This is a genomic window from Candidatus Nanosynbacter sp. TM7-087, from assembly GCF_022828365.1.
In the GTDB taxonomy this organism is placed as follows: Bacteria; Patescibacteriota; Saccharimonadia; order Saccharimonadales; family Saccharimonadaceae; genus Nanosynbacter.
On the sequence record NZ_JAJQJU010000001.1, the window covers coordinates 261387 to 288225 of the forward strand.

The window sequence follows — 26839 nt, forward strand, 5'->3', positions numbered from 1 at the left end:
TCTGTCTGGCGTGCTATAATCGTCATTGTCCTGGCAATAGTGGGACGTCGCCAAGTGGTAAGGCACTGGGTTTTGGTCCCAGCATTCGCAGGTTCGAATCCTGCCGTCCCAGCCAAATTTGAACAGACATAAACAGTCGCTCTTTTGGGCGATTTTTTGTTTTTATATTAAATTTCAGAAACGGAATAAAATGCTATTAAAATAAAAAAGTCCCCATTCGCTAGTGAGGACTAAACTGTCGTGGTGGACAATTGAGATTAGCTAATGTTGATAACCTGTAGCTGCTTGGTCGCCAAGCCGTTTTTCCAGGAAACAGTTTCGGATTTCTTGTGATTTAGCAAGCTTTTTCCCAACGGACTATCCACGGAAATTCGCCCGTCCAGAGGGTTTGCCTCCATGCTGTGAACTAGCGTATAGCGGAAAATTTTTCCCTGTTGATCCACCAAATCCACGACTGAGCCAATAGCAATTTTCAATCGATCACGTTTTCTTGTCAGCGGCTTGGCGTGACGTAAAATATCCTTCTTCGTAAAGATTTTTGATTGAATATTTTCCAGTTGCGTAATTACATCGTTGCGGCGTAATTTGTCATCACGTGATTTGGCGCGCCCAATTTCCTTCAATTCCAACGTAAGCGCTTTCTCTGAAATCTCTAGTCCAGAAATTTCTTTCTGAAGCTCTTTAAATCCTTTTTTGCTTAAAAATGTTGTACTCATACTTCCCCTTTCGGATCGGCAATTTGCCAATCAACAATCCTATTACAACATCTAATTCTGAAAAATAGCTGAAAATTTACAGAATCGGCAAGGAAATTGTGAAAATGGTTGAGTTTTTCGAGGTGCTAACAGAGATTTGCCCGCCTAGCGCTTTTGTCAATTGCTCCGCTAATGGCAATCCTAACCCGTAGCCTTTCGTCTGTTGATTGCCGCGGAAAAATCGCTCAAAAACGTGTGGTAGAGTTTGTTGTGAAATTGTGCCGTCGTTGATGAAGTTGACGGTAATATTTTGTTTCGATGGAATGATGCAAATTTTTACCACAGAATTTTTTGGGCTATGTTTCAATGAATTGTCGAGCAAAATCGCGCACAATTCTCGCGTCGCGGTGTGATGAAGCGGAATATTTATGTGTTCTGGGCAATTCATTTTAACTCGCGCTTCGGCTTTCCGTTCGCGGATGAGTTCGGATATCAATTCCGTCAAGTTAAAACTTTTGTCTTCCAGTGCCAACTTATTTTCCGTTCGCGACAGTTCCAAAAGCATTGCTGTAAGCTCAGTCAACTTATTTATTTCCTCCAAATTGCTTTCCAGAGTTTCTGTAAGTTCCGCCTTATTCGCCTTCTGATTTTTTAACGCAAATTCAGTTTCTGCTTTCATAATTGCCAAAGGAGTTCGGAGCTGATGGCTGGCATTGGCGACAAATCGCGATTGAGCTTTGTGGGCAGTTTCTATCGGTCGCAAAGTAATTTTTGCCAATAAATATGAACACCAACCGCCAGCGAGCAAAACGATAAGATTTATATAGCCCAAACTAATCAAAAGATTTCGAGTTGAATTATCTATTCTTTCCGACAAATTGATTGCAGGAAAATCGCCCTTCCTTTGAACGATAATTTTATGAATTTGCGCATCAACTTCCGAGCGTGCCACCTGAAAAATAATGCTACTAAACAGCAAACTGACAATCATCAAAATCATCAAATACCAGCCCGCCAACTTAATTGTTGCTGAAGTAAAAATTTTCATGATTCAATCCTATAACCGAAGCCGCGCACGGTTTTTATTAATTGCTTTTTGAATGGTTTATCGATTTTTTGGCGCAGATTTTTTATGTATGCCTCGACATTATTCGGCAAAATATCAGCGTCAAAATCCCAAACGTGATCAATCAGCGTTTCTTTACTGAGAATCTGATTTGGATGTTGCATCAAATATTCCAGCAGCGCATACTCTTTGCTTGTGAGGTCGATAATTTTTCCTGCGCGAGTTACTGTCTGCTGTTGCTTGTCAATTCTCAAATCGTCAATTTGCAGAACGTCTGGTTGGCTAATCGGTGGGCGACGAAGCAAAGCTCGTACTCGCGCCAACAGCTCGTCAATTGCAAAAGGCTTAGTCAAATAATCATCAGCGCCCACGTCCAACCCGAGCGTTTTATCTTCGGTTGTGCTCAGCGCCGTTAGAAACAGAATTGGCATATTTTTCCCATTTTCTCGCAGCTTTTTAACAATCTCTGTGCCTTCTAATCCCGGCAGCATTCGATCAACAATCAACAAATCATACGGCTGACTATTCGCCAAATTAAAGCCCTCTTCTCCGTCGTACGCCGCATCAACCGCGTATTTTTCGCGCTTCAAAGATTCGGTTATGACCCTCGCAATTTTTCGTTCGTCCTCAATAACCAACAGTCGCATATTTATATTATATCTTTTTTCCCGCGCTAAGTGTTATAATTTTATTTAAAGAAAAGGAGGCGTATGCCAGGTAATAAAAAAATGGTTGAGATTCGTCATTTTAAGATGAGTTTCGGTGATAAAACTGTCATTAAAGATCTGAGTTTCGATGTTTTTCGCGGCGAAGTTTTTGGTTTTTTGGGAAGTAATGGTTCGGGAAAAACTACGACGTTGCGCGCATTGTTGGGACTATACCAGCCGACCGCGGGCGATTTATTGATAAACGGCAAGCCATATTCGGTGGAGAGCCAGATTCGCCTCGGATATCTTCCTGAGGAACGCGGCTTGTATAAAAAAGAAAAAGTCTTAGACGTGATGCTTTACTTTGGTCAATTGAAAGGCTTGAGTCGCAAAGAAGCTAAGGATTTTTCTATGAAGTTTTTGGAGCGTGTCAATTTGAGCGACAAGGCTAATACGCAACTTGATAAATTATCTGGCGGACAGCAACAGAAGATTCAGCTTGGCGTAACGATTATGGGCGATCCAGAACTACTGATTATGGACGAGCCAGCCAAAGGTTTTGATCCGGTGAATCGCCGTTTGCTGATGAATATAATTGAGGAGCAGCGAAAAGCTGGCGCGACAATTATTTACGTTACACACCAGATGGAGGAAGTTGAAAGACTGTGCGACCGCTTGATTTTATTGAAGGACGGTCAAGCGGCGGCATACGGCACATTGGAAGAAGTGAAAAAACAATTTGGTGGCGCGTCAATGGACGACATTTTTGTTCAAGTTTACGGCGGCGAAGCGAAGGAGTTGAGTGATGAGTAAAATGCATAATTTGGGGACGGTTTTCAAATTTGAAACGCTTAGAACGCTGAAGAAACCAACATTTTGGTTGACGGCCTTGGGATTCCCTTTGTTGATTGGCGTGCTGTATGGCATTATGTTTTGGTCGCAAAGCACGACTATTGAAGCGTCAAAAAATCTGGAAAAGCAAGAATTTTCACTGGAAGTCACGGACGATTCGAAGTTAGTGAAGCCAGAATTACTGACGGCAATTAAAGCCAAAACCGCCAAATCGAAAGAATCTGGAATTGACGACGTAAAAAATAATAAGGTTGATGCGTATGTTTATTTTCCAAAGGATTTGAGCAAGCAAAAGGTCGAAGTTTACGGTAAAGATGTTGGGTTATTCCAAAACGGAAAATACGGCGCGGTGGCGCAGAGTTTGTTAAGTCAATCGGTGGCAAGTGATGTCAGCCCGGCTCAGGTCGCAATTTTACGCGACAAAGTTCAATTGTCATCAACCACATATCTGGACGGAAAAGAGCACGGCGGCATCAATGAGATGATTGTGCCGGGAATGTTTTTGGCTATTTTGTTCATTCTCATCAGTATTTTTGGCAATCAAATGCTCATTAGCACCACCGAGGAAAAAGAAAATCGCACGGTTGAAATGTTGCTTACGACCGTTAAAACCGACACTTTGATTACGGGTAAAATTCTGTCTTTGATGGTTCTGGCTTTGATTCAGATTTTGGTGATTGTTTTGCCGGTTTTGGCGGGCTATTTGGCATTTGGCTCGAAGTTGCAATTGCCTAATCTAGACTTGAGTACGCTTGTGTTTGACCCTGTGAGGATTGGTCTGGCGATCATAATTTTCTCCGCCAGCTTCACTTTATTTACTGGAATGCTGGTAACTTTGGGCGCGATGATGCCGACCGCCAAAGAAGCCAGCCAGTGGTTTGGAATTGTGATTATGCTATTCATTGGTCCATTTTACGGAATCACGGCGTTCGTCTCCTTCCCTGATTATTTCTTCGTTAAGTTCTTATCGCTATTTCCATTCACTGCGCCGATTCCATTATTACTACGCAACGCCATAGGCAATTTACCAATTTGGGAAGCTTTGCTCGGTACGGCAATTTTGGTCGCTACAGCGGTGTTTGTTATGTGGCTATCGGTGCGCGTTTTCCGATACGGCGCGATGTCTTATGATAGTAAATTATCTCTGTCGGCGTTGCGGACACGCCGAAAAGCTGGTAAAGTTTAATTATGAAAGTACGTATAGAGATAGACACAAAAACATTTGTGCGATTTTGGCTGGTCGTGATGGGCTTTGGTCTGGCTGGTTTGGCAATTTATTCCGCAAAGGACGCGCTGGTTCTGCTGGGGATTTCCCTGTTTTTGGCGTTGGCGTTGAATCGTCCAGTTGCGGCAATTGCTAAGAAGCTTCCTGGGAAAAGTCGATTAGGCGGCACGGCGCTGGCGTACACGACGCTGGTTTTGCTTTTGGGTTGTGTGATCTGGTTTGTTATTCCGCCAATCGTCCAGCAATCTGCCAAATTTGTCGAGAGCGTCCCGAGTATAATCGACCAAGCAAGTTCACAGTGGCGTGGTGTCAACGATTTTATTGATAAGAATAATTTGCGCCCGCAGGTCGATTCGATGATGGAAAACATTAAGCAGCAATCTTCGTCTTGGGCTACGAGCGTCGGCACTAATTTATTGTCCAGTGTTGGTTCTTTGGCGTCGTTCTTAGGATCGTTGTTCTTGGTGTTGGTGCTATCATTCCTGATGCTTCTCGAGGGTCCAACTTGGGTGAAGCGTTTGTGGGGATTGTACAACGACGAAGAAAAAATGGAGCGTCATAAGAAGCTGGTTGGCCGAATGTATAACGTGGTCACGGGTTATGTTTCTGGACAATTGACGGTTTCTGGAATCGATGCGATATTATCAGGTTTCGTGGTGTTTGTGCTGAGTTTGACATTCCCTGTCATAAATTCCAATTTGGCAATGCTCACCGTTATGGTAACATTTGTGTTGACGCTAATTCCGATGTTTGGTGCAACGATAGCAGGTGCTTTAATTTCACTCTTGCTATTCTTTAACAATATGACAGCTGGAGTTATTTACGCAATTTATTTCGTGATTTACCAACAGATTGAGAATAACTTTGTTTCTCCTTCTATCCAATCAAAGAAGGTTGAGTTGTCGGCTCTGACTGTCTTGGTCGCAGTGACAATTGGTTTGTATGTTGGTGGTCTATTGGGCGGTTTGGTTGCTATTCCAGCCGCTGGCGTCGTGAAAGTTTTGTTGGATAATTACTTGGAGCAAGCCAAGTCTAAGCGTGTTGAAAGCGAAAAACCTCTTAATAAATTAGTTAAGAAATTGAAGAACGAAGATTAATTAGCGCGAAATAAAAATATAGCCCGTTGAATCTAGCGGGCTATTTCCATGTCCAAACGCTGCCGCTTGGCGTATCACGAACGGCAACGCCAGCCTGAAGAAGTTCATCGCGAATTCTGTCGGATTCTTCCCAATTTTTCTCTGCGCGTGCTTGACGTCGCTGGATAATCAACCTCTTCAAATCGTCAGTAATATCGGGCGTAGACTCAGCCAAATCCAGCCCTAAAATCTCGTCAATCTCATCAATAAATTGCACTAAACTCTGTCGATGAATTTTATCAAGCGGCGTATGATCCAACTTTGAAAATACTTCATCAATCAACGCCAGTGCGCCTGGAGTATCCAAATCATCGTTCAATTTCTCGATCAATGCCTGACATCCCGCTAATAACGAAACCGAATCGTCCTGCTCATCCTTATCGTCGTCATCTTCCAGTGTGTCGTGAGTCTGATGTCTCAGAACCGCGTAATCCCGCCAATGGTTCAATCGCGCCTGTGCTGCTTCCAGGATTTCCCAGGTAAAATTGCCTTCCGTTTGATAATGTTTGCTGAGAATCGCCAGCTTAAACGCCATCGGACTAAACCCTCGCGAAATAATATCGTCCAGCGTAATAATATTTCCCAGTGATTTACTCATCTTCCGGCCGTCGACTTTTATGTGATTATTATGTAGCCAAATCTGAGAAAATTGCTTTCCAGTCAGACTTTCACTCTGAGCAATTTCATTCGTGTGATGAACTGGAATATGATCAATCCCGCCCGCGTGAATATCAATAGAATCCCCAAGTGTTTCACGGGCAATTGTCGAACATTCCAGGTGCCAGCCAGGAAAACCAATTCCCCACGGACTATCCCATTCCATGTCGCGCTTGGCGTCTTTTGGCGAAAACTTCCATACGGCGAAGTCGGTAATATTGCGCTTTCCTTCAACGCTCACTCTGGCGCCAGCCTCCAGCCCAGCTATGTCCAGCCGCGCTAATTTACCGTAATCCTTCAAAAGCGACGTATCAAAATACATGCCGTCGCCGTCGATTTTATATAAAAATCCTTTTTCGTCCAATCCTTTTGCGAAGTCAATCTGCTGTTGAATATAATCCGTCGCCCGCACCAAATAATCTGGTTTTATCAATTTCAGCACGTCGTAGGCTTCATGATTTGCGACGGAAATATATCTTTCCGCCACATCCCAGGCGGTCTTCCCCTCGCGGCGCGCACCTTTTTCCATTTTATCCTCGCCGTTATCGTCATCGCTGGTCAAATGACCAACGTCAGTGATGTTTTGCGTTCGAATAACGGGAATATCTTGCCAGCGTAACAATCGTACCAACACGTCCCAGTAAATATAGCCAACCCAGTTGCCGATGTGCGGCTGCGAATAAACTGTTAGACCACAGGTGTAAAACTTGACCGTTTCTCCGTCAAGCGGCGTCAGTTCGTCTTTTCGTCTAGTGAGCGTGTTATAGAGCTTTATCATTAGTTCTATTGTACGTTACTCTGGTCAGTTTTTCAAAATTGATATAAAAAACAGCCCCAGTTGGGACTTAATAATTTCAAGGAAGAAATGACAGACAGTATTATTACAAACGCCGCCTGCCATTTCTCCTGGGGGAAGGTTAGTCCCGAGGACGCTTCCACTCTAGGAGGGTCTTAACCCTTCCGAGCAGATTGTGCAGCTGGGAGATTTGGTACTCCCCCAACTGAAGAGTGTCAGAATCGTCGATCAAGATATGGACATTCTCCTCCACCTGCAGTGCAGGTACAGCGATCTCTACGAGATAGTCTCCGAGATTTGGCACGCTCTTCCTCTGTTCTTCCAAGGTCTGCACCGCCTTTTTCAAGGCAGAGATGGTTGCGCCGTTTAGGCGCTTTTGTAGCCTGGTGTGACACAATACAAGACAATTGTACTGCGTCATGATATCCCAAGCCAGCCAGGACTGTGCCTTGGCTGCAGCTCCCGCTGCAACAAATACATCAACGATCTTTTCCTCCGTTGAACGCGAAGTACTCACTACTCTGCGAACAGAGTGGTGCTTGACATCTAGAGTAGAACTCAAGATGTCATGCAAGACAATCATGACTGAGAGATATCCCTCAGTCATGCTGGCAGTGAAGTCTTTCCTCTTCGAGTCTGGAATTTTACCAGATTCCCGAAGTACTCGCTCGACTTCATTGATGGAACTCTTCAGGTTCAAAAAGAGCTTAATGTCGCTCTCTTTGAAAGAAAACTCCCAAGCCAGCGCGACATCATCTTTCTGTCGGGACATAATCCCTTTCCTGTCTTCTCACCCCTGGGCGGTTAAGTGACGTTTTGCCACAAGGCGAGATCTCATTCCTCTTCTCTGCTTTTTTGTAAAAGAAATAAAAACTCACCTTGTATATAACTGTCTGTCAAAGTGCGCTTTCGGACAGGGATTTACTCAACTTGTCAACAAAAGCTAGTATATGTATATCACACTTATATTAAAACGTCAACTCTAACCTAGTCCTATCAGAGTCTAAGACGTCGTAGCTATGTCGCCAGATAAGACCTCGTACTTGACAAAATAAGATATTTAATATATAATAAAAAGTGTGAGAGAAATAGTGCAGGTGCGTCGTCCGCCAGTATCCAGCTATGATAGTCCTATTACACTGGATTCTTTGAAGTATATGAAAGATAGGTTGATAGGTGCTTTAGAGAGGTCTGAGGTAATTGATAAACTGGGGGATCTAGCCTTAGGACTATGTAATACGGCTCAAATGTTGGAACCTATGGAATATGTTGAAGGTGAAGAATTGGGAAACAGCCATCCTGATTCAGACTGGCCAGATAAAAATAGAATACCGCTCATTGGGAGTAATGAATTTGTTGTTTCTGGAAGGCAGATATCTCCTATGCCAATGCAGAAAGATAGAATAGAAAAAACTCTCGCTGGCGACAACTCTACCAGAGTACGTATTGATGGTATATATCGTTATTTAGAGGATTACCCGCCCACAAAAATAGAAGAAAGAAAAAATGTTGGCGGGTTTTGTTATACTGGTCTTTGCGAAATGGAAGGCGTCTGGACAGGCTCTTATGTGATGAGTCTTCGCCCTGTTGTTAGTGTGGCTCAGAGTGGACTGACATGCGTTAATACCGCCGTATTGGGTCACGAAACGTCTCATGCGTATGATAGTGTTGTTAATCCAGTTTTGGAAATAAACCCTGCTGAATCCAATCAAGTAAAACTTCGTTCTGAATTGCAAGCTTATGCCGTGGGAAAAGTGATTCAGGATTATCTTACATATGATGATGGAATAATATTTAGTTACTCTAGTATGCAAGATCGAGTAGAAGAGGTACGAAGAAAAGTTAACGGTCTTCTACGGTCTGAGGGCGCATTTGATGTGAATGATGATTTGATAGAGCAACTAGATAGAGCGGGCCTGAGAAAAATATATTGATAGCGTAGTGGGTCAATATTCTGTTTGTAGAGCCTGATCCGTTGCTGTGACTAATTCCCTTACGATTTCATCATAGCTTTCATATACGCGGAATCCTGCCGCATACGGATGACCGCCGCCACCGAAGTATCCAGCCACGGTATCGGCGATTGGTAAATTACCTCGTAAGCGCGCAGTTAATTTGCCGTCAGGGTAAGTTTTAATAACACAGCTGAGCGCCACGCCTTCAACCAACCTCAATTCATCACCAATCAACGCTCCGGGATTGTAGGCGTCGCTATATTGCTGAATCTCTTCAAATGGCACATGCACCAACGCCAATTGTCCGTCTAATAAATATTCGATTCGCTCGATCAATTTTCCCTTGTACGCCAAAATTTCTGGCGATTTTTTCATAAATTCACGTCGTCGCTCTTCAATTTCCGCATTAGACGCGCCCAGTTCTGTAAGTTCTCCCGCCGTATGGAAAGTCTGAGCCGTAGTGTTTTGCGTAGTAAGCCCCAAGCTATCGCTCATAATAGCTATCAATAAATCTTCGGCCGCCTGAGGATTTATCTTCCAGTCGGAATGTTTGAACAGTTTATATAGTAATTCCCCGGTCGCCACGACGGTTTCTGATAACATAATATGATCAAAGCTGAGCGTCGATTCGGCTGTGTGATGATCGATAACCAGAGTTGGGTGCGTTTCTAAGAAATGTCGCGCTCCAGGAGTTTCTAATACCTTGCTAAGAAGGATATCCGCGCTTGTATCGACAATTATTGCGGCGTCGGCTTGAAACGGAAAGTCGTTCTGCACTCGATCCCAACCGCGAATGTAATGAAGATATTTCGGTATATCTACTGGACAATATAAAGTGACAGTCTTCCCTAGGTCGCTTAAGACTTCTTCCAGCGCCAAGCTTGAACCCAGGCTGTCGCCGTCGGGATTTTCGGCTTGAATAATAACTATATTGTTTGCGGATTGAATGAATTGTTTAGCTGTATCTAGCATATTATTTATTATAACAAATGATTTTTACTCTAATATAATATACATTGTTTTTAATTACATAAGTGGTATAATATGTGATGGACTATTAAAAGTACTGCGCAATCAAAAAACATAAACATTTTTATAAATTATTATTGACAAAATATAAAGATTGTGCTAGTATGAGGACATAAAGCCTGAAGATAGGGCTGGAAAAGAGGAGTTTTTATGAACAAATTTAAGAAAATCGGCATTGCTATCTCTTTGGGATTCGCTATGCTCGGTGGAATTTGGTTGGCATCACCTTCACAGGCTGCCGGCTGTAACAGTTTTAACGTTGTATACTGTGGTACACATTCTATGTCAGAATTGCAAACAGCATATAGCCGTACAGAAATTAAAGAACTATACAAAGAGTGGTACGTTACTGAAACTATGGTTCAGGGCGGATCAAATATGCGCGAAGGTGTAGTTGACGCAAACGGCAACATTACAGTTGACGGTCGTGTTGTAGCTACAAATGCTATAACCGTACAGTCTAAAGCTGGTACTCGTCAGCCTCAGCCACAACGTAGCTACAAGACCTCAAACGGATATACTTACTACCAATACACAACTGGTCAGAGCTTTGTTGACGGACCTAAGAGCTATAATATTTACGCATGGTTTGACAATAACGGTTCATTTATCACTGGTGTGATTAAAGACTGTGGTAACCCAGTTTGGGGTAACCCAACAACACCTCCAGCAAAGCCTGCTCTAACATGTGACGCTTTGCAAGTAACTGAGATTTCTCGAAACACCTTCAAATTCAGCGTTAAGGCAACCGCTAAGGGTGGTGCATCTATCACTAGCTACACATACAACTTCGGTGACAGCAACATTAAGACAACTAACTCATCAGAAATTCAATACACTTACGCACAGGAAGGCAACTACACAGTTACTATTACTGTAAACGGTAAGGAAACTGGTGAAGTTAAGAGGCAAAACCCTAACTGTCAAAAAACCGTTACGGTTAAGCCAGAGCCAAAGATTGTTGTTTGTGAACTTAAGACTAATAAGTATCCAGTAGAGATTAAGGAATCAGAGTTCGACAAGAGCAAGCATTCGAAGAATCCAAACGATTGTAAGGAAGCTCCTGCTAAGATTAAAATCTGCGTAATCGAGAAAAAAGAGATTCGTGAAATCAAGAAGGAAGAGTACAACGAGTCAAAGTACACAACTGACTTAAGCAAGTGTCAGGAAACTCCTACACCAAACACTCCTTCAACACCGACACCTAGCCCAGAATTGCCAAAGACTGGTGCAAGTGACGCGATTATGTCAGCACTAGGCCTAGGTGGACTAACTACAGCTACTATCGCTTACATCGCTAGCCGCCGCCAAATGTAATAGGTCAAGCTAGCAACGAAATACCCGCCGAGATGGCGGGTATTTTTTATTGGCGATGAAGCCGTTGAGTCTATAATTGTTTTCGACCTTCTAGTGCGTGAGTCAGTGTAATTTGGTCTGCGTACTCAAGGTCAACACCGACTGGAATACCTCTAGCTAAGCGTGTGATGGTTGTACTCAGTCCAGCTTCTTGGATGTATCTTTGCAAAAACAGTGCTGTTGATTCGCCTTCAACTGAAGCATTCGTGGCGATAATAATCTCTTGAACGTCGTCTGTTTTTATACGCTCAATTAGCTCTGGGATATGCAATTGCTCCGGCCCGATATTGTCAATTGGTGAGATAACGCCGCCCAGCACGTGGTATGTACCCAGGAACTGCCCTGTTCTTTCTATAGCAACGATATCTAGCGGCTCCTCTACTACACAAACGATTTTTTTATTCCTGTTCGAATCTGTGTATAAAGGCGACACATCGTCATCTGAGTCGATTAACGCAAATGTCTTCGGGCAGGTTTTTACGCGGTCGTGCAATCGGTCTAATGAATGCGCTAATTGCTTTGCGGATTTGGGGTTGCGGCGTAAAACCGCGTAGGCATATCTTTCAGCCGTACGCGGTCCAACTCCGGGTAAATTACCAAAATCATCAATTAAAGCAGTCAGAGCTTTTGGTAAAATGTCGATTGACATGACTTTAGAATGGCAAGTTGCCCAAGCCGCCCATCAATGGCTTCATAGTTTCAGCAGCGACCTCCTGAGCCTTTGTCATACCGTCGCGAACTGCGATTTCAATCCAGTGTTCCAACTCTTCGATATTCTCTAGGTCAACCATTTCTGGGTCAATCTTTACAGACTTAATCTTTAATTCGCCAGTGATTTGTACGATCACAGCGCCATCGCCAGCCTCAACTTCGATGATTTCTTTACCTAATTGTTTCTGTGCTTTGCGTAATTGTTGCAGCATTTTCACCTGATCAAACGCCATATTCCTCCTTATTTAACACTTATAATTATACCCTATTTGCGGTCGGATGTGTAGATATAGAAGCGGTCACCGTCTTTATGATCGTTCACCAAAATGGACGACACGTGGCCTTGATAGCTCTTAGGAACTTGTGATTTTGCGGTATGGCTCACATATAAAGTCTGCCCGACGTTTGCTGGCGCTGTGTGAATAATTGATATTTGGTGATAGCTGTGCTTTTTAAGTGCTTCGTAAATTGGTGACTCTTCTCTGCTGACTAATAGCGAGAATGAATCTGTCGGCGCGGTATTTTTACGGAGTAGAGATAAATCTTTATTAAAGCGTGAAACTGCTTCTGGGAAATAACGATAACCGTCAATATAGCGGAAGCTGCCACCCACCACCATAACGATGATTAGCATTGATATAAGAACCAGCCCTGTGCCGCGAGCGTATGGATTACGCGGGAAAAGCCCGTACCACATGTTCATTAGGGATTCCAATCCGACCGCCAAGAGAATGAATAGCGGGATGATGATTATCGGGGTGAGGCTCGGCTGGAAGATGAGTAGCGCCAATGCTAAGATTAGCCACGACCAAATCATAAACGAGCGGGCGCTGGAGATTTTTTGGAAGCTGCGGAATAGTCCTAGTCCGATTAACACCATTGCGTTGATATCCATAATTGGCGTGATTTGGTTCCCTACGACTGATGGGAAAATGCGGATGTATGTGTAATATAAAGTCCTGAGGTTTGCAACGATATCAAAACTTAGGCCGTTGATACCGATGAGGTTGTAAAATAGCACGTGGGATTTATAGCAAAGGAAACTAATTCCGCAACCCATTACGAATAAAATTGAAAATGGAACAATCCAAGATTTTCGGTGTTTTCGGGAGATGAGGAAATAGCGTGGATGCGGATGTAGAAAGGCGATGATCAGAAGCCCCAGATTGATATACCAAAAATACGGAGTGAAGAGGCTGAGTGCCGTGGTGATGGCTAAGCTGATTCGCCAAATGGAGGCGTTTTGGGCTTTCTGGAGAATCAATGTGGCAAAAAGTAAAGTTAGCGCGGTGTAAAAGATGTATAAAATGCCAACAGTTGCGCTTTGACCGATGAATAAAAATTGACCAGTCGTCGCCATGATTAATAACGATAGAATCGTTGTGGACGGCTTAAACCAGCGTTTTAGGAGGAAGAAGATAGCGACGGAACTGGCGATTGAAAGGATTACGGCGGGCGCTTTAATTGTTAATAAGCTGACGCCAAACAGTTTGAAGAATAGCAATTGAAGAAGGTGAAATGGTAAATTTGTGACAGCTATCCCTTCGATGCTGAAGTTCAAGTGATTTGTCGTATTGACCATGTTGATTTCTGCTTGCGACAAACCTCCCGGCACGTGTAATGCAGAAATTATAATAGCTCCTATATACAACAGCGCCAGCAACGTATAGCCGAAAACGTAGCGCCATCGGTAAAGGAATATATCGGTAACTTTTTGCTTTTTCATTGGTATGATTATAACACAATTCTATTCATGCTTGCGATCCAAGCTCATAAAGCGTAGGCGCTCTGGGTGGAAGTACAATTGGACTTTACCGACCGGACCGTTACGGTGCTTAGCGATGATGAGGTCTGTAATATTCTGGACTTCTGGGTTGTCAGGCTCGTAATATCCAGGGCGATAAATAAAGCTCACGATGTCGGCGTCCTGCTCAATGGAACCGGACTCACGCAGGTCGGCTAGTTGTGGAATTGGCGGCGTGCGAGATTCAACTGAACGGCTTAGCTGACTCAGGGCAATTAGCGGCACATTCAGCTCGCGGGCAATAAGCTTCAGTCCGCGTGAAATTTCCGAAACTTCCTGAACGCGGTTTCCGTTATGGTTTCCGTTGGCCTGCATAAGCTGTAAATAGTCGACGATGATTAGTCCCAATTGGTTTTCGTGAGCAATTCTTCGAGCTTTCGTGCGCATTTCCAAAACTGATAATCCTGGAGTGTCGTCGATGTAAATCGGCGCCTCGGCCATTTCGCCCATAGCTTCAGATAGCTTTGCAAAATCTTCGTCGCTCAGATTTCCGGTGCGAATATTCCAGCTATCAACTCCCGACGCATCCGCCAACATACGGTCGACCAGCTGTTCCTTGCTCATCTCTAGGCTGAAAAATAGAACGGGATTTTTCTCAATCGTTGCCACGTTATAAGCCAAATTCGTCACCAGCGTCGTCTTACCCATGGCTGGACGAGCCGCCAGAATAATCAAATCCGATTTTTGCAAGCCAGCGGTCATATTGTCCAGATCGCGATAGCCAGTGCGGACTCCTCTGAGAGAACCTTTATTTTTACTGAGCTCTTCAATTCGATCAAAGCTGTCGGTCAGAATGCTTTCTAAGCTGACTAGGTCTTGCTTGGTCGATTGGTCTGACACGCTGAAAAGCTCGGCTTCGGCCTTCTCTAGTAATTCCTGCGTGGTCGTCGATTCGTCATATCCAAGTTCGGAAATGTCACTGCTCGCTTTTATTAGACGCCTGCGAACCGCCGCTTGCGCAATCATCTCCGCGTAAGCGGATGCGTGCGCTGCTGTTGGGACGTAGTTTGTTAGCTCTGTCAGATATGCCGATCCGCCAACTAATTCCAGCTCGTCCTTTCGCTTCAATTCGTCAGTTAAGGTCAATAGATCGACGGGCTTGTGTTTTTCAAATAGCCGCATCATTCCAGCGAAAATCAATCCGTGATTCTTGTCGTAAAAATCGCTAGGGTGAGTAATTTCTGCGGCATCCGCCAAAACTTCCTCGTCAATTAGAACCGCCCCAAGCAAACTCTTTTCCGCATCCAAATTTTGTGGCGGTATCTTCCCTTTTACTTCTTCACTTTTATCTGCCATTAAATATCCTCCAGCTTAACTTCTTCGCCGCCACCCATTAATTCTGCAATTTCCGCCAATTTTTCGTCCTCTGGCGGTTTCTTCTCTCCAATTATATCAATTTCCAAATCCATCGCGGTTTCTTCTGAGATAATTTCCGAGATCAATGGTTTATTCTTTGCGTCATCCAACTTTTTCTTATAAAACGCGGAACCTGCGTAAATTGTCAATTTTTCACCGTCAAACGACCATTGGCTTTTCTGCAATAATGACGCCAACCCGAGGGATTTTTCCTTCGCTCTTTCAATGACTTTTTCCCAATTTAGCTCTAGTGGCGCGTCAGTTTTCTTTGGTTTTGCGGTGGTTTTTTTTGCTGGCTCGGCTGTTTTTTCTTCTTTTTTAATCGGCTTTTCTGTCGGTTTGGTTGACTCTGCTGACTTAATTGGCGTTGGTTTTGCGGCGGGTTTTTGGGTCGTGGCTTGAGCTATATTTTTCTTTGGCGCGACTGGCTTTTCTGTCGGCTGAGAATTGCTATTCATAAATATCGTCAATAATTTCAAGTCTGGGTGCGGGTGCCGATCAACCTCGATCAGTTGCTGAACCAACCCGACAAGATTCGGATTTTTTCGTAACCTATTGCGAGCAATCGACAATAATTGATGTGACACTATAACTGAATTCGCGCCGCTATTTTCTAATTCCTGGAAGATATTTAAGACTTTTTCGTTGTCGTCGGATTGATATGAATCCAACAAATTGCCGAGCATCGTAGCGTCGCTCAGTCCCAAATATTCGGTAACCATATTCGCCGTCAGTGGCTGGTCTGATGTTGCTAAAATCGACAATTGGTCAAGCGTACTAATGCCGTCACGGAATCCGCCACGGGAACGTTCAGCGATTAACCTGGCGGCATCCTCTTCAATTGCAAATCCTTCTTTTTTCGCTATATTCATTAACTGGCGCGTCATAATTTCCGTCGGAATTGGGCGGAAGAAAAATTGCTGGACACGGCTAAGAATGGTGGCTGGAAGTCTGTCGGCGTCAGTTGTAGCTAAGATAAACACCACGTGTTCTGGTGGTTCTTCCAGGGTTTTTAATAGCGCGTTAAATGCTGATTTTGACAGCATATGAACTTCGTCGATGATATAAACTTTTTTCGGCGCAGAAACAGGCGCGACTTGAGCTTTTTCGCGTAGGGTGCGAATGTCATCAACGCCGTTATTGCTGGCTGCGTCAATTTCAATAATATCCAAGTTTGAAGAATCGTCATCATATGGCAAGTGGTTAATCTCGTGCGCCAGAATTCGCGCCACCGATGTTTTTCCCACGCCACGCGGTCCAGTCAACAAGTACGCATGAGCAATTTTTTCCTGCTCTAACGCTCGACGTAAAATACTAGTCACGTGATCTTGACCTAAAACTTCATCCAAACTGCGACTGCGATATTTACGATATAGCGCCTGACTCATCCCCTCATGCTCCTCATGAGATAATTATAGCAAACTATACCTTGAGACAGAAGTTAACAAATGTGATTTCCGAGTATTCGAGATCGTATAAATACGATTATTATTGTGATAATGGCAGTAATTATGCAAGTTAACAACAGAGCCTTAGACTTCTTGCTAATTTTCTCTTTCTTAAGGATAAATATTGATGTAATTAGAGTCATCGTTCCCAAGATGTATGGCAAGTATCGTGCCAGTACTATTGAAGTATCTAATAATATTGTAGTTAAGCTCATTGGTAGCCTCCTTTGCTGTGTTTTGCCCTCGCTCTCTATACTTGAATAGAGAGCGAGGGACTGGTCTCACGACCATGGTGTTGAATATGTGAAGTTGTTTTGGTCCACGAACACCGCACGCACTTTATGTGCCGGCGAGTAGATCATCGGCGTATAGCGTACAGTGACGACTGGCGCGCATATTGCATCGAAGTATATCTGTTGTGTGTATCCAGTATCCTGGACAGCTTTCAGATATCCGCTACGAGTGCACTTGATCCAGCCTGGGCTATGCATGAAAATGCGAGCCCAGTTTGTCTTGCAGGTTGGCGACCACCTAACATGCAAGGAGAATTCCTTGTTGTTGTAGATTTGGGTGGTGACGGCATCGGCACTGCAGCCCGTTGCGTCTGCGTCCTGTCCTGAGCACCAGTCTCCGTAGCACCCGACGGCATGAGCGGCGGGTGGGGTGGCTAGCGTCATCGCTGAGAACACGAGAGAAATGATGGCAATAAATGCCGCCAATCGCTTCTTGCTGTTCATCATCAACTCCTCTGATTGTGAAACGTACACCGAGATTATTCTCGGATGAGTATAATTATACTTCTGTTCTATCAAAAAGTCAACCCCTGCTCTTCTAAAATAAAAGTAATAATGTTAACAAAAGCCTCGCGGTTAAATTACTCTTAAAACAACGCCAGCTGCGTGCTGGGTATTTCTATGTCAATGACGCCGTCAACTTTTTGCGCCCGATAGCCAATAAGCTTTTTGATGTTGTAAGCCAGCAGCTGACCGTCGTAATCAGTGATGACAATCGAGCCGATGACGCTGCGTACATGTCCGACCAATTGACTATAATCCTTCATTAAAACGACGTGCGACAGATCAACACTAGCGGTATGAAAATAATCTTCGCAAGGAATTAGCTCGGATTTCGGAAACGACACGCCAATTTTCTGCTCAATTTCAAGTAATTTTTGTCGCAATTCCCTTTCGCCAGTCGCACGGTCAAAAGGTTGTTTTATCAATTCTATCTTTTTGTGAACCGGCAGAGTTTCAACTATTCCGTCCAGCTTGGAAATTTTCGCCTCATACTGCCTGGCGATCAATGCCGAAGAAAACGTTTCTAATTTTATGGCTAATCGCACTCCCTGCTCCAATAATCTCCGAATTCCGCGCTCTTCTTGCGAGATTCCGACTTTTATGACGTTCGGCGCGAAGTACGCCAAGTAAACAAAGTGCGGATTTTGATTGATTTTTTCTTGTTGGGCGGAAACCGAACTGGCGTTGTAAAATGCTGGATTAAAGCCAGTTTTGTCGCGGCATTTTAGGCAATTCTCATACTTTTCATCAACGATGGCTAAATCTGGGCAAATCTGACTGCATCGATTTTCAAAATCTACCCAGCCAGCACAATATTTGACAGAAAAATCAAACTCAAAAGACAAATCTTGTTCGAACAATTCATGACACTCAATTTTATCACCAACTTGGCACTCGATAAAAGGCTTATTGTCAGCGTTAAAACTGACGTAACTGAGCAGAAACTCGCTCGGTATCATAATATTTACAATGCAGCTTCGACAGCAGCCCAAGTTGCGTCAGGATTGTCTTCAGGGATGATGATTGTAACTTGGTCGCCGACGTTAATTCGGAAGTAAGTTACGCTAGCAAGCAAAATACGATATTCGCGGCCAGAAGCCTCGACGTAGTAAATTCCGTCGTGCTGAACAAGCGTTCCGATAACTTGCTTTCGTGGTACAGGACCGATCTGCTTGTAAATAAAGCTGCCGTCTTCAGCGATTGTCAATTTCATCAGGTCGCCTTCAACTAGCTTCGACTTTGAAGCGTAGTTGGCTGGGATTGGGTAATTTTTGCCGTCTGGGCTAAGCATCATCTGGCCATCAAATACGCCTTCGATAATCTTTCCTGTTACATCGTCTGACGAATTTTTTGGCGTGACAACTTGTCCATCGTCGCCAATAATACTAATCAATAATTCTTTTGCGGCAGCTAAATTGGTTTCCGCCTCTTGAATAAGTGTCCTCAGACGCTTAATTTGCTTTTCTGGTAATTCAGACATGGTTCTCGCAATTCCTTTGTCTATTTTTTATAATACTTAACTAATATATAGCATATCCTTACGTTTATATCAAGTCGTGTCATTTGATTTTCTCTGATTTTCCACAGCGCTATAAGATATGGACGAAAAAGTGTTGCAAATTTTACTCTTGAAATTGACGTGTGGTTCGTGATATTAAGATTGGCGACATAAAAATCACCGCCCAGAGCGGACGGTGATTAAACGAAACAAATTGGCGTTGTATAACAAATTATGAAAGCTCGACAGTAGCGCCAGCGTCTTCCAAAGTTTTCTTTGCAGCTTCAGCTTCGTCTTTAGAAACTTTTTCCTTGACTGGTGCTGGAGCGCCGTCAACGATAGCTTTTGCTTCACCTAGACCTAGGCCAGTGATTTCCTTAACAGCCTTGATGACTGCAACCTTCTGAGAACCAGCGTCTTTCAAAGTAACTGTGAACTCAGTTTTTTCGTCAGCAGCAGCGGCGTCACCACCAGCAGCTGGACCAGCAACAGCGACAGCTGCAGCAGCTGGCTCGATGCCGTATTCTTCTTTAAGATGATTTTTCAATTCGTTAACTTCTAGAACTGTCAATTTTACAAGTTCTTCAGCCAATTTCTTAATATCAGCCATTGATATTCTCCTTTATTATTATATTGTTGCGATGAATGCAACGTTACTAGTGTTGATTGCTAAACTTAAGCAGTAGCTTTGGCTTCGATGCCGTCCAAAAGTCCGTGCAAATTGCCGCCAAGCGCGTTGACTGTGTCGTGCACTGGTGATAGCAATTGTGATACCACTTGAGCAACGAGCTGGTCTTTGCTTGGTAGGCCTGCCAATGCTTTAACGTCAGCTTCGCTAATTGCCAAGCCTTCGCCTGAGAAGCCACCTGCAAGTTGTAATGCTGGATGTGTCTTTGCAAACGTATCCAATACCTTTGCTGGCATAACTTCATCTTCACTACTTACAGCGTAAACCAATTGACCAACCAATAAGCTGGTGTCGGTTTCTTTGTAAGTGTCGATTCCTTGAAGAGCTACGCGTACCAATCGGTTTTTAACAACCTTGATGGTGACGCCCGCTTCGCGAGCAGCCTTGCGTAGTTCTTGTAGGTCGGCAACGGTAAGGGTTTGATATCGAGCAAAAGCCGTGCCCTTAGCGTCTTTTAATAGCTCTGTCAGTTCAGCAACCAAAGTTTGTTTTTTATCGCGTGAAATTGCCATAAAATCCTTTCTTTGATTGGGTTAATTTGTTATGTGCCAATTTGTTAACGTGCGGTAATGGAGAATCAAAAAACGTCTTTGATTCTCGCACTACCAAAGACGTCAAATAAAACTGTTAGTTTCATCCCTCGGTGGCATTTTTATACTTGTTTTACGTCAAGTCGCCACTGTCTTTGGTAATGTTCCAGACCATTGTAGCAGAAATGACAACGAAAGACAAGAGTTGTGGCAATTATTTTCCGGCCGATTCAATCGCCTTATTTATCGCATTTTCGCCTAATCGTAATATTCTTCTGCGTTGAGCGACAGTTGTGCCTCCCCACACGCCATATTCGGCAGATTCTGGGTGGCGGAGCGCATATTCTAAGCATTGTTTTAATACTGGGCATTTTCGGCACATATCTATGGCAGCTTCCGCGGCTTCTGTCTTTCTGGCACCTCTTAAATCTTGGTCTGGAGTGTTTGGGTTTATTTGGAAAAACAAGCGATCAGCTTCTTCGGGGGCTAGTTTCGCGCATTCGGCGCCGTCTAATAGACTCTCGTTACTTAATTCTGACATATTCGTTATTTTACAATAATAACGTAATAAAATCAATAGGCTTCTATGTCTAATCAAAGAGAAAACCCGCTCCGTGGTGGAGCGGGTGTAGAACCTCCTAACTTTTTTCTGTATCTGTATGTTCTGTCGAGGGGTGCTAGTCGATTAAACTAACACCCCTCGACGAGATGGGTTACCTCTCCGAGCGTGCCGTCTGACGACGGCGCGCCCAAAGGAGGAAGCCTCCGAGGGCGGCTAGCGCAATCGCGCCGGCGATCGCACTCCCAGTAGCGCCAGTGACCGCCAGCTTCTTGTGCTGGGGTGCTGGTGTGGGGGTAGCCGAGGGCGTAGGCTCCTCATACCGTTCAATAACGGGAGTGGGGAGCGGAGGTTTACGCGTAGGCGTTGTGCTCGGAGTCGGTGTCACCGACGGGGTCGTGCTCGGCGTGGGTGTCGACGGTGTTGAGCTCGGTTCCGGGGTTGGAGTCGGAGTTGGCGTCACCGACGGGCTCGGTTCTGGCGTGGGTGTCGACGGTGTTGCCGACGGTGTGGGTGTCGACGGGCTCGGTTCCGGCGTGGGTGTCGGTTCCGGAGTTGGAGTCGGCGTTGGGCGGGTATCGTAACCCGCGTCGCCACCAGACTCACGTCGAACAATCCGGGCACTCATGTCCCAGGACTTATCCTGAGACGTGATGGTTGCCTTGTCAGTCCACGGACCGGGGTCCGTAGAACTGACACTGATGTTCAGTTCGAACCGGGCTTTTTCGCCCTTATCCAACTTGACATTGAGAACTGCCTTGTCGCTAGCACAGCTAACGACATTAGCCTCCATGAAGCGGATGTACTGGGGTTGCCCCCAAGTACTAGCCTCAGTGTATACGCCGATCCTACCAGCCAAAAGCTGGTCGCAAACGAACTTCTGACCCGGTGAGGTCAATACGTCCGTGATAACGAACGTTTGAGCGTCCTGCGTGGCGGTGGGCAGTACGATCGTGACTCTTTGTTGAGAGCCATCTACAGATCCCCACTTAGAGGGGGCTGCACCAATTGTGGAGCACCCATCACAGGTGCCCACTTGGATGGTCGTTCTGCGAACGACACCACCAACGTTCCATTCAAGTTCCCGGGTTTCTCCGGGAATCAGAACAGAACTCATATGCACCCGCCACCACGCTGACGCGTGGAAATTCTGCCGTCCAGATACTTCGACCTGGTCAGTCAGTCTGATGACCACGGTGTGGTCGGCAGAGTAGGTGGCGTACCCAATGGTGACTCCTTCCGGGGTCGTCATTGGGATTGGCGCAAAGTCAGTGTCCGTGCCGAGTTCGCTCGGCACGCTGATGGTCACTGAGTCTCCTGCGCAGTGACCCTCTTTGAGGGTCAGGTTCACGGAAAACTCCACCGCCTCGTAGGCGGTGACTTCGGGCGAACCGTCCGAAGTCTTGAAATCCGTCTGAATTTCCTCGGCTGAAATCGGCCGAGGAATGCAGTTGCTGTCGGTGGTTGCCGCCGTGGCGACGCTACTACCGGACGACGACTGCTCGGTGTTAGCAGTGCTGCTCGACTGAGTCTCGCCAGCGACACCAGACGAAGACTGAGCCTCGTTGCCGGTATCTGCTACTGTGGTAGCAACACCAGACGACTGGGCTTCGGCAACAATACCAGACGAGGACTGAGCCTCGGCTGCTGACTGTGCCTCGTCGGCGCGTGACACCCCTCCGAAGAGGAATGCAGCGAGGAATGCAGCGAGGATTGCCATGATAGGCACCCTCAATGGGGTCTTACGGTGATTCATTTCACCATCATCCCTTCTCTTGTAGACAATAAGATACAGATGTTAAGGTTCTTTTATCCAGCTAGGCTGGAAATCAAGAATTTACTTGAACATCAGTACCTAGTCGGACTTTACTATTTTATCATAAAAAATGAAAAATGCAATAGTAACGCAAAAATCCCGCCAGAATCGACGGGATTTAATTGCCTGAAATATAAAGATTACAGAGAGTTCTCTACTTTAATGCCAGGGCCCATAGTTGTGGCAATTGCGATGCTCTTAACGTAAACACCCTTTAAGCTGGATGGCTTTTGGGAGTTCAAACTGGTTAAGAATGCACGTGCGTTTTCTGACAATTTTTCAGCGCCGAATGACACCTTGCCGATTGATAAGTGAACGATAGCTTGCTTATCAACGCGGTATTCAACTTTTCCGGCCTTTGCTTCAGAAACGGCTTTTGCGACGTCGGTAGCAACGGTGCCAGACTTTGGATTTGGCATCAAACCACGTGGGCCAAGCAAACGTGCGTATTTACCAAGCTTTGGCATGTACTGTGGAGTTGCGACCAAAATGTCGAAGTTCAATTCTTCCTTGTCTAATTGGCTTAGGAACTCTTCGTCACCGATGATGTCAGCGCCAGCTTTTTTAGCGGCAGCGTGTTCTGATTCTGGTGCGAAAACTGCTACACGAACATCCTTACCTGTACCGTGTGGCAATGCTACGGTTGAGCGAATGTTTTGGTCGGCTTGGCGTGGGTCGACACCTAGGCGGATGTGGATTTCAACGCTAGCGTCGAATTTGACTGGGCTGGTTTCAGCAGCCAATTTCAAAGCTTCGTCTAAGCTGTACAATTTGTTCTTCTCAACGTTCTTTGCAGCGTCTTGATATTTTTTACCGCGGCGCTCCAAGCGTGGACGAGTAACTGGCTTCGGTCCTTTCTTTACGTGAGCTTCGGCGTCGTCTGATTGTGGAGTAGTGTCGCCAGCTTCCTTGCGAGCTTCCTTCTCTGCTTTTTCAGCAGCTTCGTCAAGAGCTTTTTGGCTACGCTTGCCAGATTTAGCGACAGTAGCTTCGCGCTCGGCAACAACGTCTTTGCCTTTGTTGTCATGAGATTTGCTTGCGTCTGTAGCTTCTGCAATTGCTGCTTCAATTTCAGCGATTGTATTTTTCTCACTGACTTCTAATTTTAGTTCTGCTGCTTTTTCTAGCAACTCGGCTTTCTTTGCCATAATAATCCTTTCTGTGGTACGAACGGCAATTTGTCATCTTAACAAATCAGCCTCCCAACATTGATTGATAGTGATGAAATTATACCATATTTTTAGAGATTGAGGCAAATATTTACTTTTATGGAGAAGAATTGTATAATATGTAATATTATGAGTGAGTTTACGAAAATTGTAGGTAACGAAGACGGTTCTTTAGGCACGATAGATATCTATATCCCAGAGCAATGTATGTCTTGCCCAAGAATAATAGAAAAGTTAAACGACTTAGAAGAATACAGAAAAACAGTAAATAAACTCCTAGAAATGGCGTTTAGTGGTGATGAGGTGACATTAGTTAATAAGGCTACAGGTGAGGTATTAGATAAAGATCAATCTACTAAAATTGTTTGTAAAATGGCCGCCAGTGGAATGGATGAGCTAGATGAAAATATTGCAAAAGCGCAGAGGGATATTTACACGCTAACTAATGGGTGCGAAGGACCTTTAACTCTTGGAGGGTCTGACGGTTCTCGGGTTGTGCGCGTCGCTATGTGTGATAGTCCGAAGGTGTTTTATTCGGGGTTGGGTGAAACTCAAATTGGTGAACCAGTGATAATACAACGTGACTTGGAGAGAAATGAAGATTAACATATAATTGCTGTTTTTGATAAAATAGTAATTATGGATATAACAATTACAAACATACAAGCAAGGCAAATTTTAGATTCGCGTGGAAATCCGACGGTTGAGGCGGACGTGACTTTGAGCGACGGTTCGTTCGGTCGTGCGGCTGTTCCGTCTGGCGCAAGCACTGGTTCTTTCGAGGCTGTTGAGCTTCGGGACGGCGAGTTGGCGTTTGGCGGTAAAGGCGTGCTTCGTGCGGTCGAAAATGTCAATGGTGAAATTGCGCAGGCTTTGAAAGGCTCTAATCCGTTTGACCAGGCCGCAATTGACGAGAGAATGAAGAGTCTGGACGGTACACCGAATAAGGCACGTTTGGGTGCGAATGCTATTTTGGCAGTGTCGCTGGCTGTAGCGAAAGCTGCTGCTAAGTCGCGTGGCGTGGAGTTGTATCAATATGTCAATAGCTTGGCTGGAAATCCTATAATGTGCCTGCCGATGCCGATGATCAACGTGATGAACGGCGGTCAGCATGCGCTCGGTGCGACTGATTTTCAGGAATATATGATTATTCCAACTAGCGCAGCAACTTTTGCAGACGCGGTTCGAATGAGTGCGGAAGTTTTCCATGCATTGGCAAAAATCCTGAAAGACGAAGGTTATCCTACGACGGTTGGCGATGAGGGCGGCTATGCACCTCATGTCAGGAATGGTAATATGGAGCCTATTTTGTTGCTATCTCGCGCCATCGAGCAGGCTGGCTATAAATTAGGCGTGGACTTTGGTTTTGCGCTGGATGTTGCGGCGAGTGAGCTTTATAAGGACGGCAAATATAACTTGGCGACTGAACACCGAATTCTGTCGGCTGACGAAATGATTCGCACGTATAAAGCCCTGTTGGAACGCGTCCCTGTTCTCTCGATTGAGGATGGATTGAACGAAGAAGCTTGGGAAGATTGGGAGAAAATGACGGCTGATTTGGGCAATTTTGCGCAATTGGTTGGCGACGATCTTTTGGTGACGAATGTCGAGCGATTGAAGCGCGGAATCGAAGAAAAGGCTGGCAATGCGATCTTAATCAAGCCGAACCAAATTGGCACATTGACTGAGACGATTCAGGCTGTTTTGATGGCGAAGAACGCTGGCTGGAATACAGTGATGAGCCACCGATCTGGTGAGACAGAGGACGTAACGATTTCTCACTTGGCGGTCGGGCTTGGCACTGGTCAAATTAAGACTGGCTCGATGTCGCGGTCAGAGCGAATTGCTAAGTACAACGAGCTACTGAGAATTGCGGAAAAGCGCCCAGATTTGGAGATTGCGCATCCGTTTGTGAAGTAACTCGCGCAAAAAGACTTCCCCGTAATTCAGAGGAAGTCTTTTTATTTGGCGATTTTTTGACAATTATTCGAGGATTATCTTCTTAAAAACTCAATTTCCCCGCCCTCATTGATTCGGACAATTTGCGACGGTTGAGCGTCGGCGGTTTCTCCAGAATCGACATAAATCGGTACTAATTCATGGAAGTAATTTATTGCTTCGGTGATGTTTTTTGCCGGTTCTTCTCCCGATGGATTTGCACTGGGCGCGACCAAAAGACCGACGGTTTGAATTAACTCTGCTAATGGAGATTCTGACACAACTCTGAATGCCAATGTTCCGCCGTTTCTCGGAAGATATGGCAGAAAATTAGGGCTCACTTTGGTGACGATTGTTGTTGGTCTATTTTTGGAGATTTCTTGATATTTGCATTTGGTTGATGGCGTGAGATTAGGAATGTCATCAATATTTGCAGCCAAAATAATAACGGGTTTATCCAAGGGGCGCCGCTTAACTTCGTATAATTTCTCGACGGCTTTTTTTGAATTGGCAGCGGCTAATATTCCGTAAATCGTGTCAGTTTTGGCAATTATCAATTGCTCATCTTTAAGCGCGGAAATTACGCTGTTGTCTAAAATATTCTTTACAATCATTTATTACATCTTACCATAAAATAACCCCGAGGAGTTCGGGGCTATTTGCTAAAAGTTCTGTAGATTAGTCGACGACTTCAACGCCCATTGAGCGTGCTGATCCGGCGATAACTTTCATTGCGCCTTCGATGTCGATTGCGTTCAATTGGTCTTTTTTCGCCTCAGCGATTTCTTGCAATTGTGCGCGAGTAATCTTACCGACCTTGTCTGAGTGTGGCTTGCCACTACCCTTTTGGATTCCAGCTTTCTCACGAATCATATCGTCAACTGGCTGACCAAGTGAGTTCCAAGTAAATGTTCGATCTTCGTAAACTTGAATGTGAACGATCACGTCCTTACCCATCATGTCTTTTGTAGCGTCGTTGAATGGATTGATGAAATCCATCATGTTTAGTCCCCACTGACCAAGCGTTGATCCCACTGGAGGACCTGCTGTTGCTCGACCGGCTGGAATACGTAATTTCAAATTACCAATAATTTTCTTTGCCATAGTTCTT

Annotated in this window: 28 protein-coding genes, 1 tRNA gene and 1 other annotated feature; of the genes, 8 read left to right on the forward strand and 21 right to left on the reverse strand. The window is 44.8% G+C overall.

All coding sequences use genetic code 11. From position 1 onward, the window contains the following. The first annotated feature begins 40 nt into the window (after positions 1–40). Positions 41–115 (forward strand) — tRNA-Gln (locus tag LRM41_RS01350). Between the two features lie 142 nt (positions 116–257). Here the strand turns inward: LRM41_RS01350 and LRM41_RS01355 are convergent. The 3 genes from LRM41_RS01355 to LRM41_RS01365 form a co-directional block, all read right to left on the reverse strand. After that, positions 258–716: a GreA/GreB family elongation factor gene (locus LRM41_RS01355; RefSeq protein ID WP_243819145.1), complete on the reverse strand. Its 459-nt coding sequence runs from the start codon at positions 714–716 to the stop codon at positions 258–260. Between the two features lie 76 nt (positions 717–792). Beyond that, positions 793–1743 (reverse strand): sensor histidine kinase, encoded by a 951-nt coding sequence (locus tag LRM41_RS01360; RefSeq protein ID WP_243819146.1) that lies wholly within the window; start codon positions 1741–1743, stop codon positions 793–795. Next, a complete protein-coding gene (locus LRM41_RS01365; RefSeq protein WP_243819147.1) occupies positions 1740–2408 on the reverse strand; it encodes a response regulator transcription factor in 669 nt (222 codons plus the stop codon). Before LRM41_RS01365 ends, LRM41_RS01360 begins: the two co-directional genes overlap by 4 nt. A gap of 63 nt (positions 2409–2471) precedes the next feature. Here LRM41_RS01365 and LRM41_RS01370 point away from each other — a divergent pair, with 63 nt between their 5' ends. Genes LRM41_RS01370 through LRM41_RS01380 form a run of 3 tightly spaced genes read left to right on the forward strand, consistent with a single transcriptional unit; the run spans position 2472 to position 5582 of the window. Next, on the forward strand, positions 2472–3221 hold the full coding sequence (locus LRM41_RS01370) for an ABC transporter ATP-binding protein (RefSeq protein WP_243819148.1): 750 nt from the start codon (positions 2472–2474) through the stop codon (positions 3219–3221). After that, complete coding sequence (locus tag LRM41_RS01375; RefSeq protein ID WP_243819149.1) at positions 3214–4446, forward strand: ABC transporter permease; 1233 nt, start codon at positions 3214–3216, stop codon at positions 4444–4446. Before LRM41_RS01370 ends, LRM41_RS01375 begins: the two co-directional genes overlap by 8 nt. Positions 4447–4448: 2 nt before the next feature. Beyond that, complete coding sequence (locus tag LRM41_RS01380; RefSeq protein ID WP_243819150.1) at positions 4449–5582, forward strand: AI-2E family transporter; 1134 nt, start codon at positions 4449–4451, stop codon at positions 5580–5582. A 40-nt stretch (positions 5583–5622) separates the two neighbouring features. Here LRM41_RS01380 and cysS read toward each other — a convergent pair whose 3' ends face one another. Continuing rightward, positions 5623–7056, reverse strand: a complete 1434-nt coding sequence (cysS, locus tag LRM41_RS01385) for a cysteine--tRNA ligase (protein WP_243819151.1) — start codon at positions 7054–7056, stop codon at positions 5623–5625. A gap of 139 nt (positions 7057–7195) precedes the next feature. Then, positions 7196–7846 carry a hypothetical protein gene (locus tag LRM41_RS01390; protein WP_243819152.1) on the reverse strand — a complete coding sequence of 217 codons (651 nt, stop codon included), beginning with the start codon at positions 7844–7846 and terminating at the stop codon, positions 7196–7198. Positions 7847–8153: 307 nt separating this feature from the next. On the opposite strand from LRM41_RS01390, the gene LRM41_RS01395 reads away from it, so the two are divergent. Next, on the forward strand, positions 8154–9008 hold the full coding sequence (locus tag LRM41_RS01395) for a hypothetical protein (RefSeq protein ID WP_243819153.1): 855 nt from the start codon (positions 8154–8156) through the stop codon (positions 9006–9008). Between the two features lie 12 nt (positions 9009–9020). Here LRM41_RS01395 and LRM41_RS01400 read toward each other — a convergent pair whose 3' ends face one another. Beyond that, a complete protein-coding gene (locus LRM41_RS01400; RefSeq protein ID WP_243819154.1) occupies positions 9021–10001 on the reverse strand; it encodes a DHH family phosphoesterase in 981 nt (326 codons plus the stop codon). Positions 10002–10208: 207 nt separating this feature from the next. Between LRM41_RS01400 and LRM41_RS01405 the strand changes: the two genes are divergently transcribed. After that, positions 10209–11375, forward strand: coding sequence for a PKD domain-containing protein (locus LRM41_RS01405; protein ID WP_243819155.1), 1167 nt, complete (start codon positions 10209–10211; stop codon positions 11373–11375). Between the two features lie 70 nt (positions 11376–11445). Here LRM41_RS01405 and recR read toward each other — a convergent pair whose 3' ends face one another. The 13 genes from recR to rplA form a co-directional block, all read right to left on the reverse strand. Beyond that, entirely contained in the window at positions 11446–12063 is a 618-nt protein-coding gene (gene recR, locus LRM41_RS01410; RefSeq protein WP_243819156.1) for a recombination mediator RecR, read from the reverse strand. Positions 12064–12067: 4 nt separating this feature from the next. Continuing rightward, positions 12068–12358 carry a YbaB/EbfC family nucleoid-associated protein gene (locus tag LRM41_RS01415; protein WP_129635271.1) on the reverse strand — a complete coding sequence of 97 codons (291 nt, stop codon included), beginning with the start codon at positions 12356–12358 and terminating at the stop codon, positions 12068–12070. A 32-nt stretch (positions 12359–12390) separates the two neighbouring features. Then, complete coding sequence (locus LRM41_RS01420) at positions 12391–13851, reverse strand: glycosyltransferase family 39 protein (protein ID WP_243819157.1); 1461 nt, start codon at positions 13849–13851, stop codon at positions 12391–12393. A gap of 21 nt (positions 13852–13872) precedes the next feature. After that, the gene (gene dnaB / locus LRM41_RS01425; protein WP_243819158.1) at positions 13873–15225 is read right to left on the reverse strand and encodes a replicative DNA helicase; all 1353 of its coding nucleotides are present in this window, start codon (positions 15223–15225) and stop codon (positions 13873–13875) included. Continuing rightward, a complete protein-coding gene (dnaX, locus tag LRM41_RS01430) occupies positions 15225–16673 on the reverse strand; it encodes a DNA polymerase III subunit gamma/tau (RefSeq protein ID WP_243819159.1) in 1449 nt (482 codons plus the stop codon). The genes dnaB and dnaX overlap by 1 nt, the downstream gene beginning before the upstream one ends. Before the next feature lie 341 nt (positions 16674–17014). Next, positions 17015–17473, reverse strand: coding sequence for a DUF2690 domain-containing protein (locus LRM41_RS04040; protein WP_353524485.1), 459 nt, complete (start codon positions 17471–17473; stop codon positions 17015–17017). A 140-nt stretch (positions 17474–17613) separates the two neighbouring features. Next, complete coding sequence (locus LRM41_RS01435) at positions 17614–18489, reverse strand: DUF2797 domain-containing protein (protein ID WP_243819160.1); 876 nt, start codon at positions 18487–18489, stop codon at positions 17614–17616. A 5-nt stretch (positions 18490–18494) separates the two neighbouring features. Continuing rightward, positions 18495–19010 carry a hypothetical protein gene (locus LRM41_RS01440; protein ID WP_129637171.1) on the reverse strand — a complete coding sequence of 172 codons (516 nt, stop codon included), beginning with the start codon at positions 19008–19010 and terminating at the stop codon, positions 18495–18497. A gap of 250 nt (positions 19011–19260) precedes the next feature. Then, the gene (gene rplL, locus LRM41_RS01445) at positions 19261–19638 is read right to left on the reverse strand and encodes a 50S ribosomal protein L7/L12 (RefSeq protein ID WP_129632638.1); all 378 of its coding nucleotides are present in this window, start codon (positions 19636–19638) and stop codon (positions 19261–19263) included. Positions 19639–19703: 65 nt separating this feature from the next. After that, positions 19704–20228: a 50S ribosomal protein L10 gene (gene rplJ, locus LRM41_RS01450; RefSeq protein ID WP_243819161.1), complete on the reverse strand. Its 525-nt coding sequence runs from the start codon at positions 20226–20228 to the stop codon at positions 19704–19706. A gap of 58 nt (positions 20229–20286) precedes the next feature. Next, positions 20287–20423 (reverse strand) — a sequence feature (ribosomal protein L10 leader region). A 37-nt stretch (positions 20424–20460) separates the two neighbouring features. After that, positions 20461–20787: a WhiB family transcriptional regulator gene (locus LRM41_RS01455; RefSeq protein ID WP_243819162.1), complete on the reverse strand. Its 327-nt coding sequence runs from the start codon at positions 20785–20787 to the stop codon at positions 20461–20463. Positions 20788–20959: 172 nt separating this feature from the next. Next, the gene (locus tag LRM41_RS04045; protein ID WP_353524487.1) at positions 20960–22561 is read right to left on the reverse strand and encodes an Ig-like domain-containing protein; all 1602 of its coding nucleotides are present in this window, start codon (positions 22559–22561) and stop codon (positions 20960–20962) included. Between the two features lie 200 nt (positions 22562–22761). Beyond that, positions 22762–23448 (reverse strand): 50S ribosomal protein L1, encoded by a 687-nt coding sequence (gene rplA / locus LRM41_RS01460; RefSeq protein ID WP_243819377.1) that lies wholly within the window; start codon positions 23446–23448, stop codon positions 22762–22764. 471 nt (positions 23449–23919) lie between these two features. Between rplA and LRM41_RS01465 the strand changes: the two genes are divergently transcribed. After that, positions 23920–24396 (forward strand): hypothetical protein, encoded by a 477-nt coding sequence (locus LRM41_RS01465; protein WP_243819163.1) that lies wholly within the window; start codon positions 23920–23922, stop codon positions 24394–24396. Positions 24397–24429: 33 nt separating this feature from the next. Beyond that, positions 24430–25710 (forward strand): phosphopyruvate hydratase, encoded by a 1281-nt coding sequence (eno, locus tag LRM41_RS01470; RefSeq protein WP_243819164.1) that lies wholly within the window; start codon positions 24430–24432, stop codon positions 25708–25710. Positions 25711–25784: 74 nt separating this feature from the next. On the opposite strand, the gene LRM41_RS01475 is transcribed toward eno, so the two are convergent. Then, a complete protein-coding gene (locus tag LRM41_RS01475; RefSeq protein ID WP_243819165.1) occupies positions 25785–26342 on the reverse strand; it encodes an L-threonylcarbamoyladenylate synthase in 558 nt (185 codons plus the stop codon). A 64-nt stretch (positions 26343–26406) separates the two neighbouring features. Next, positions 26407–26832, reverse strand: a complete 426-nt coding sequence (gene rplK / locus LRM41_RS01480) for a 50S ribosomal protein L11 (protein WP_129632624.1) — start codon at positions 26830–26832, stop codon at positions 26407–26409. Between the last annotated feature and the right edge of the window lie 7 nt (positions 26833–26839).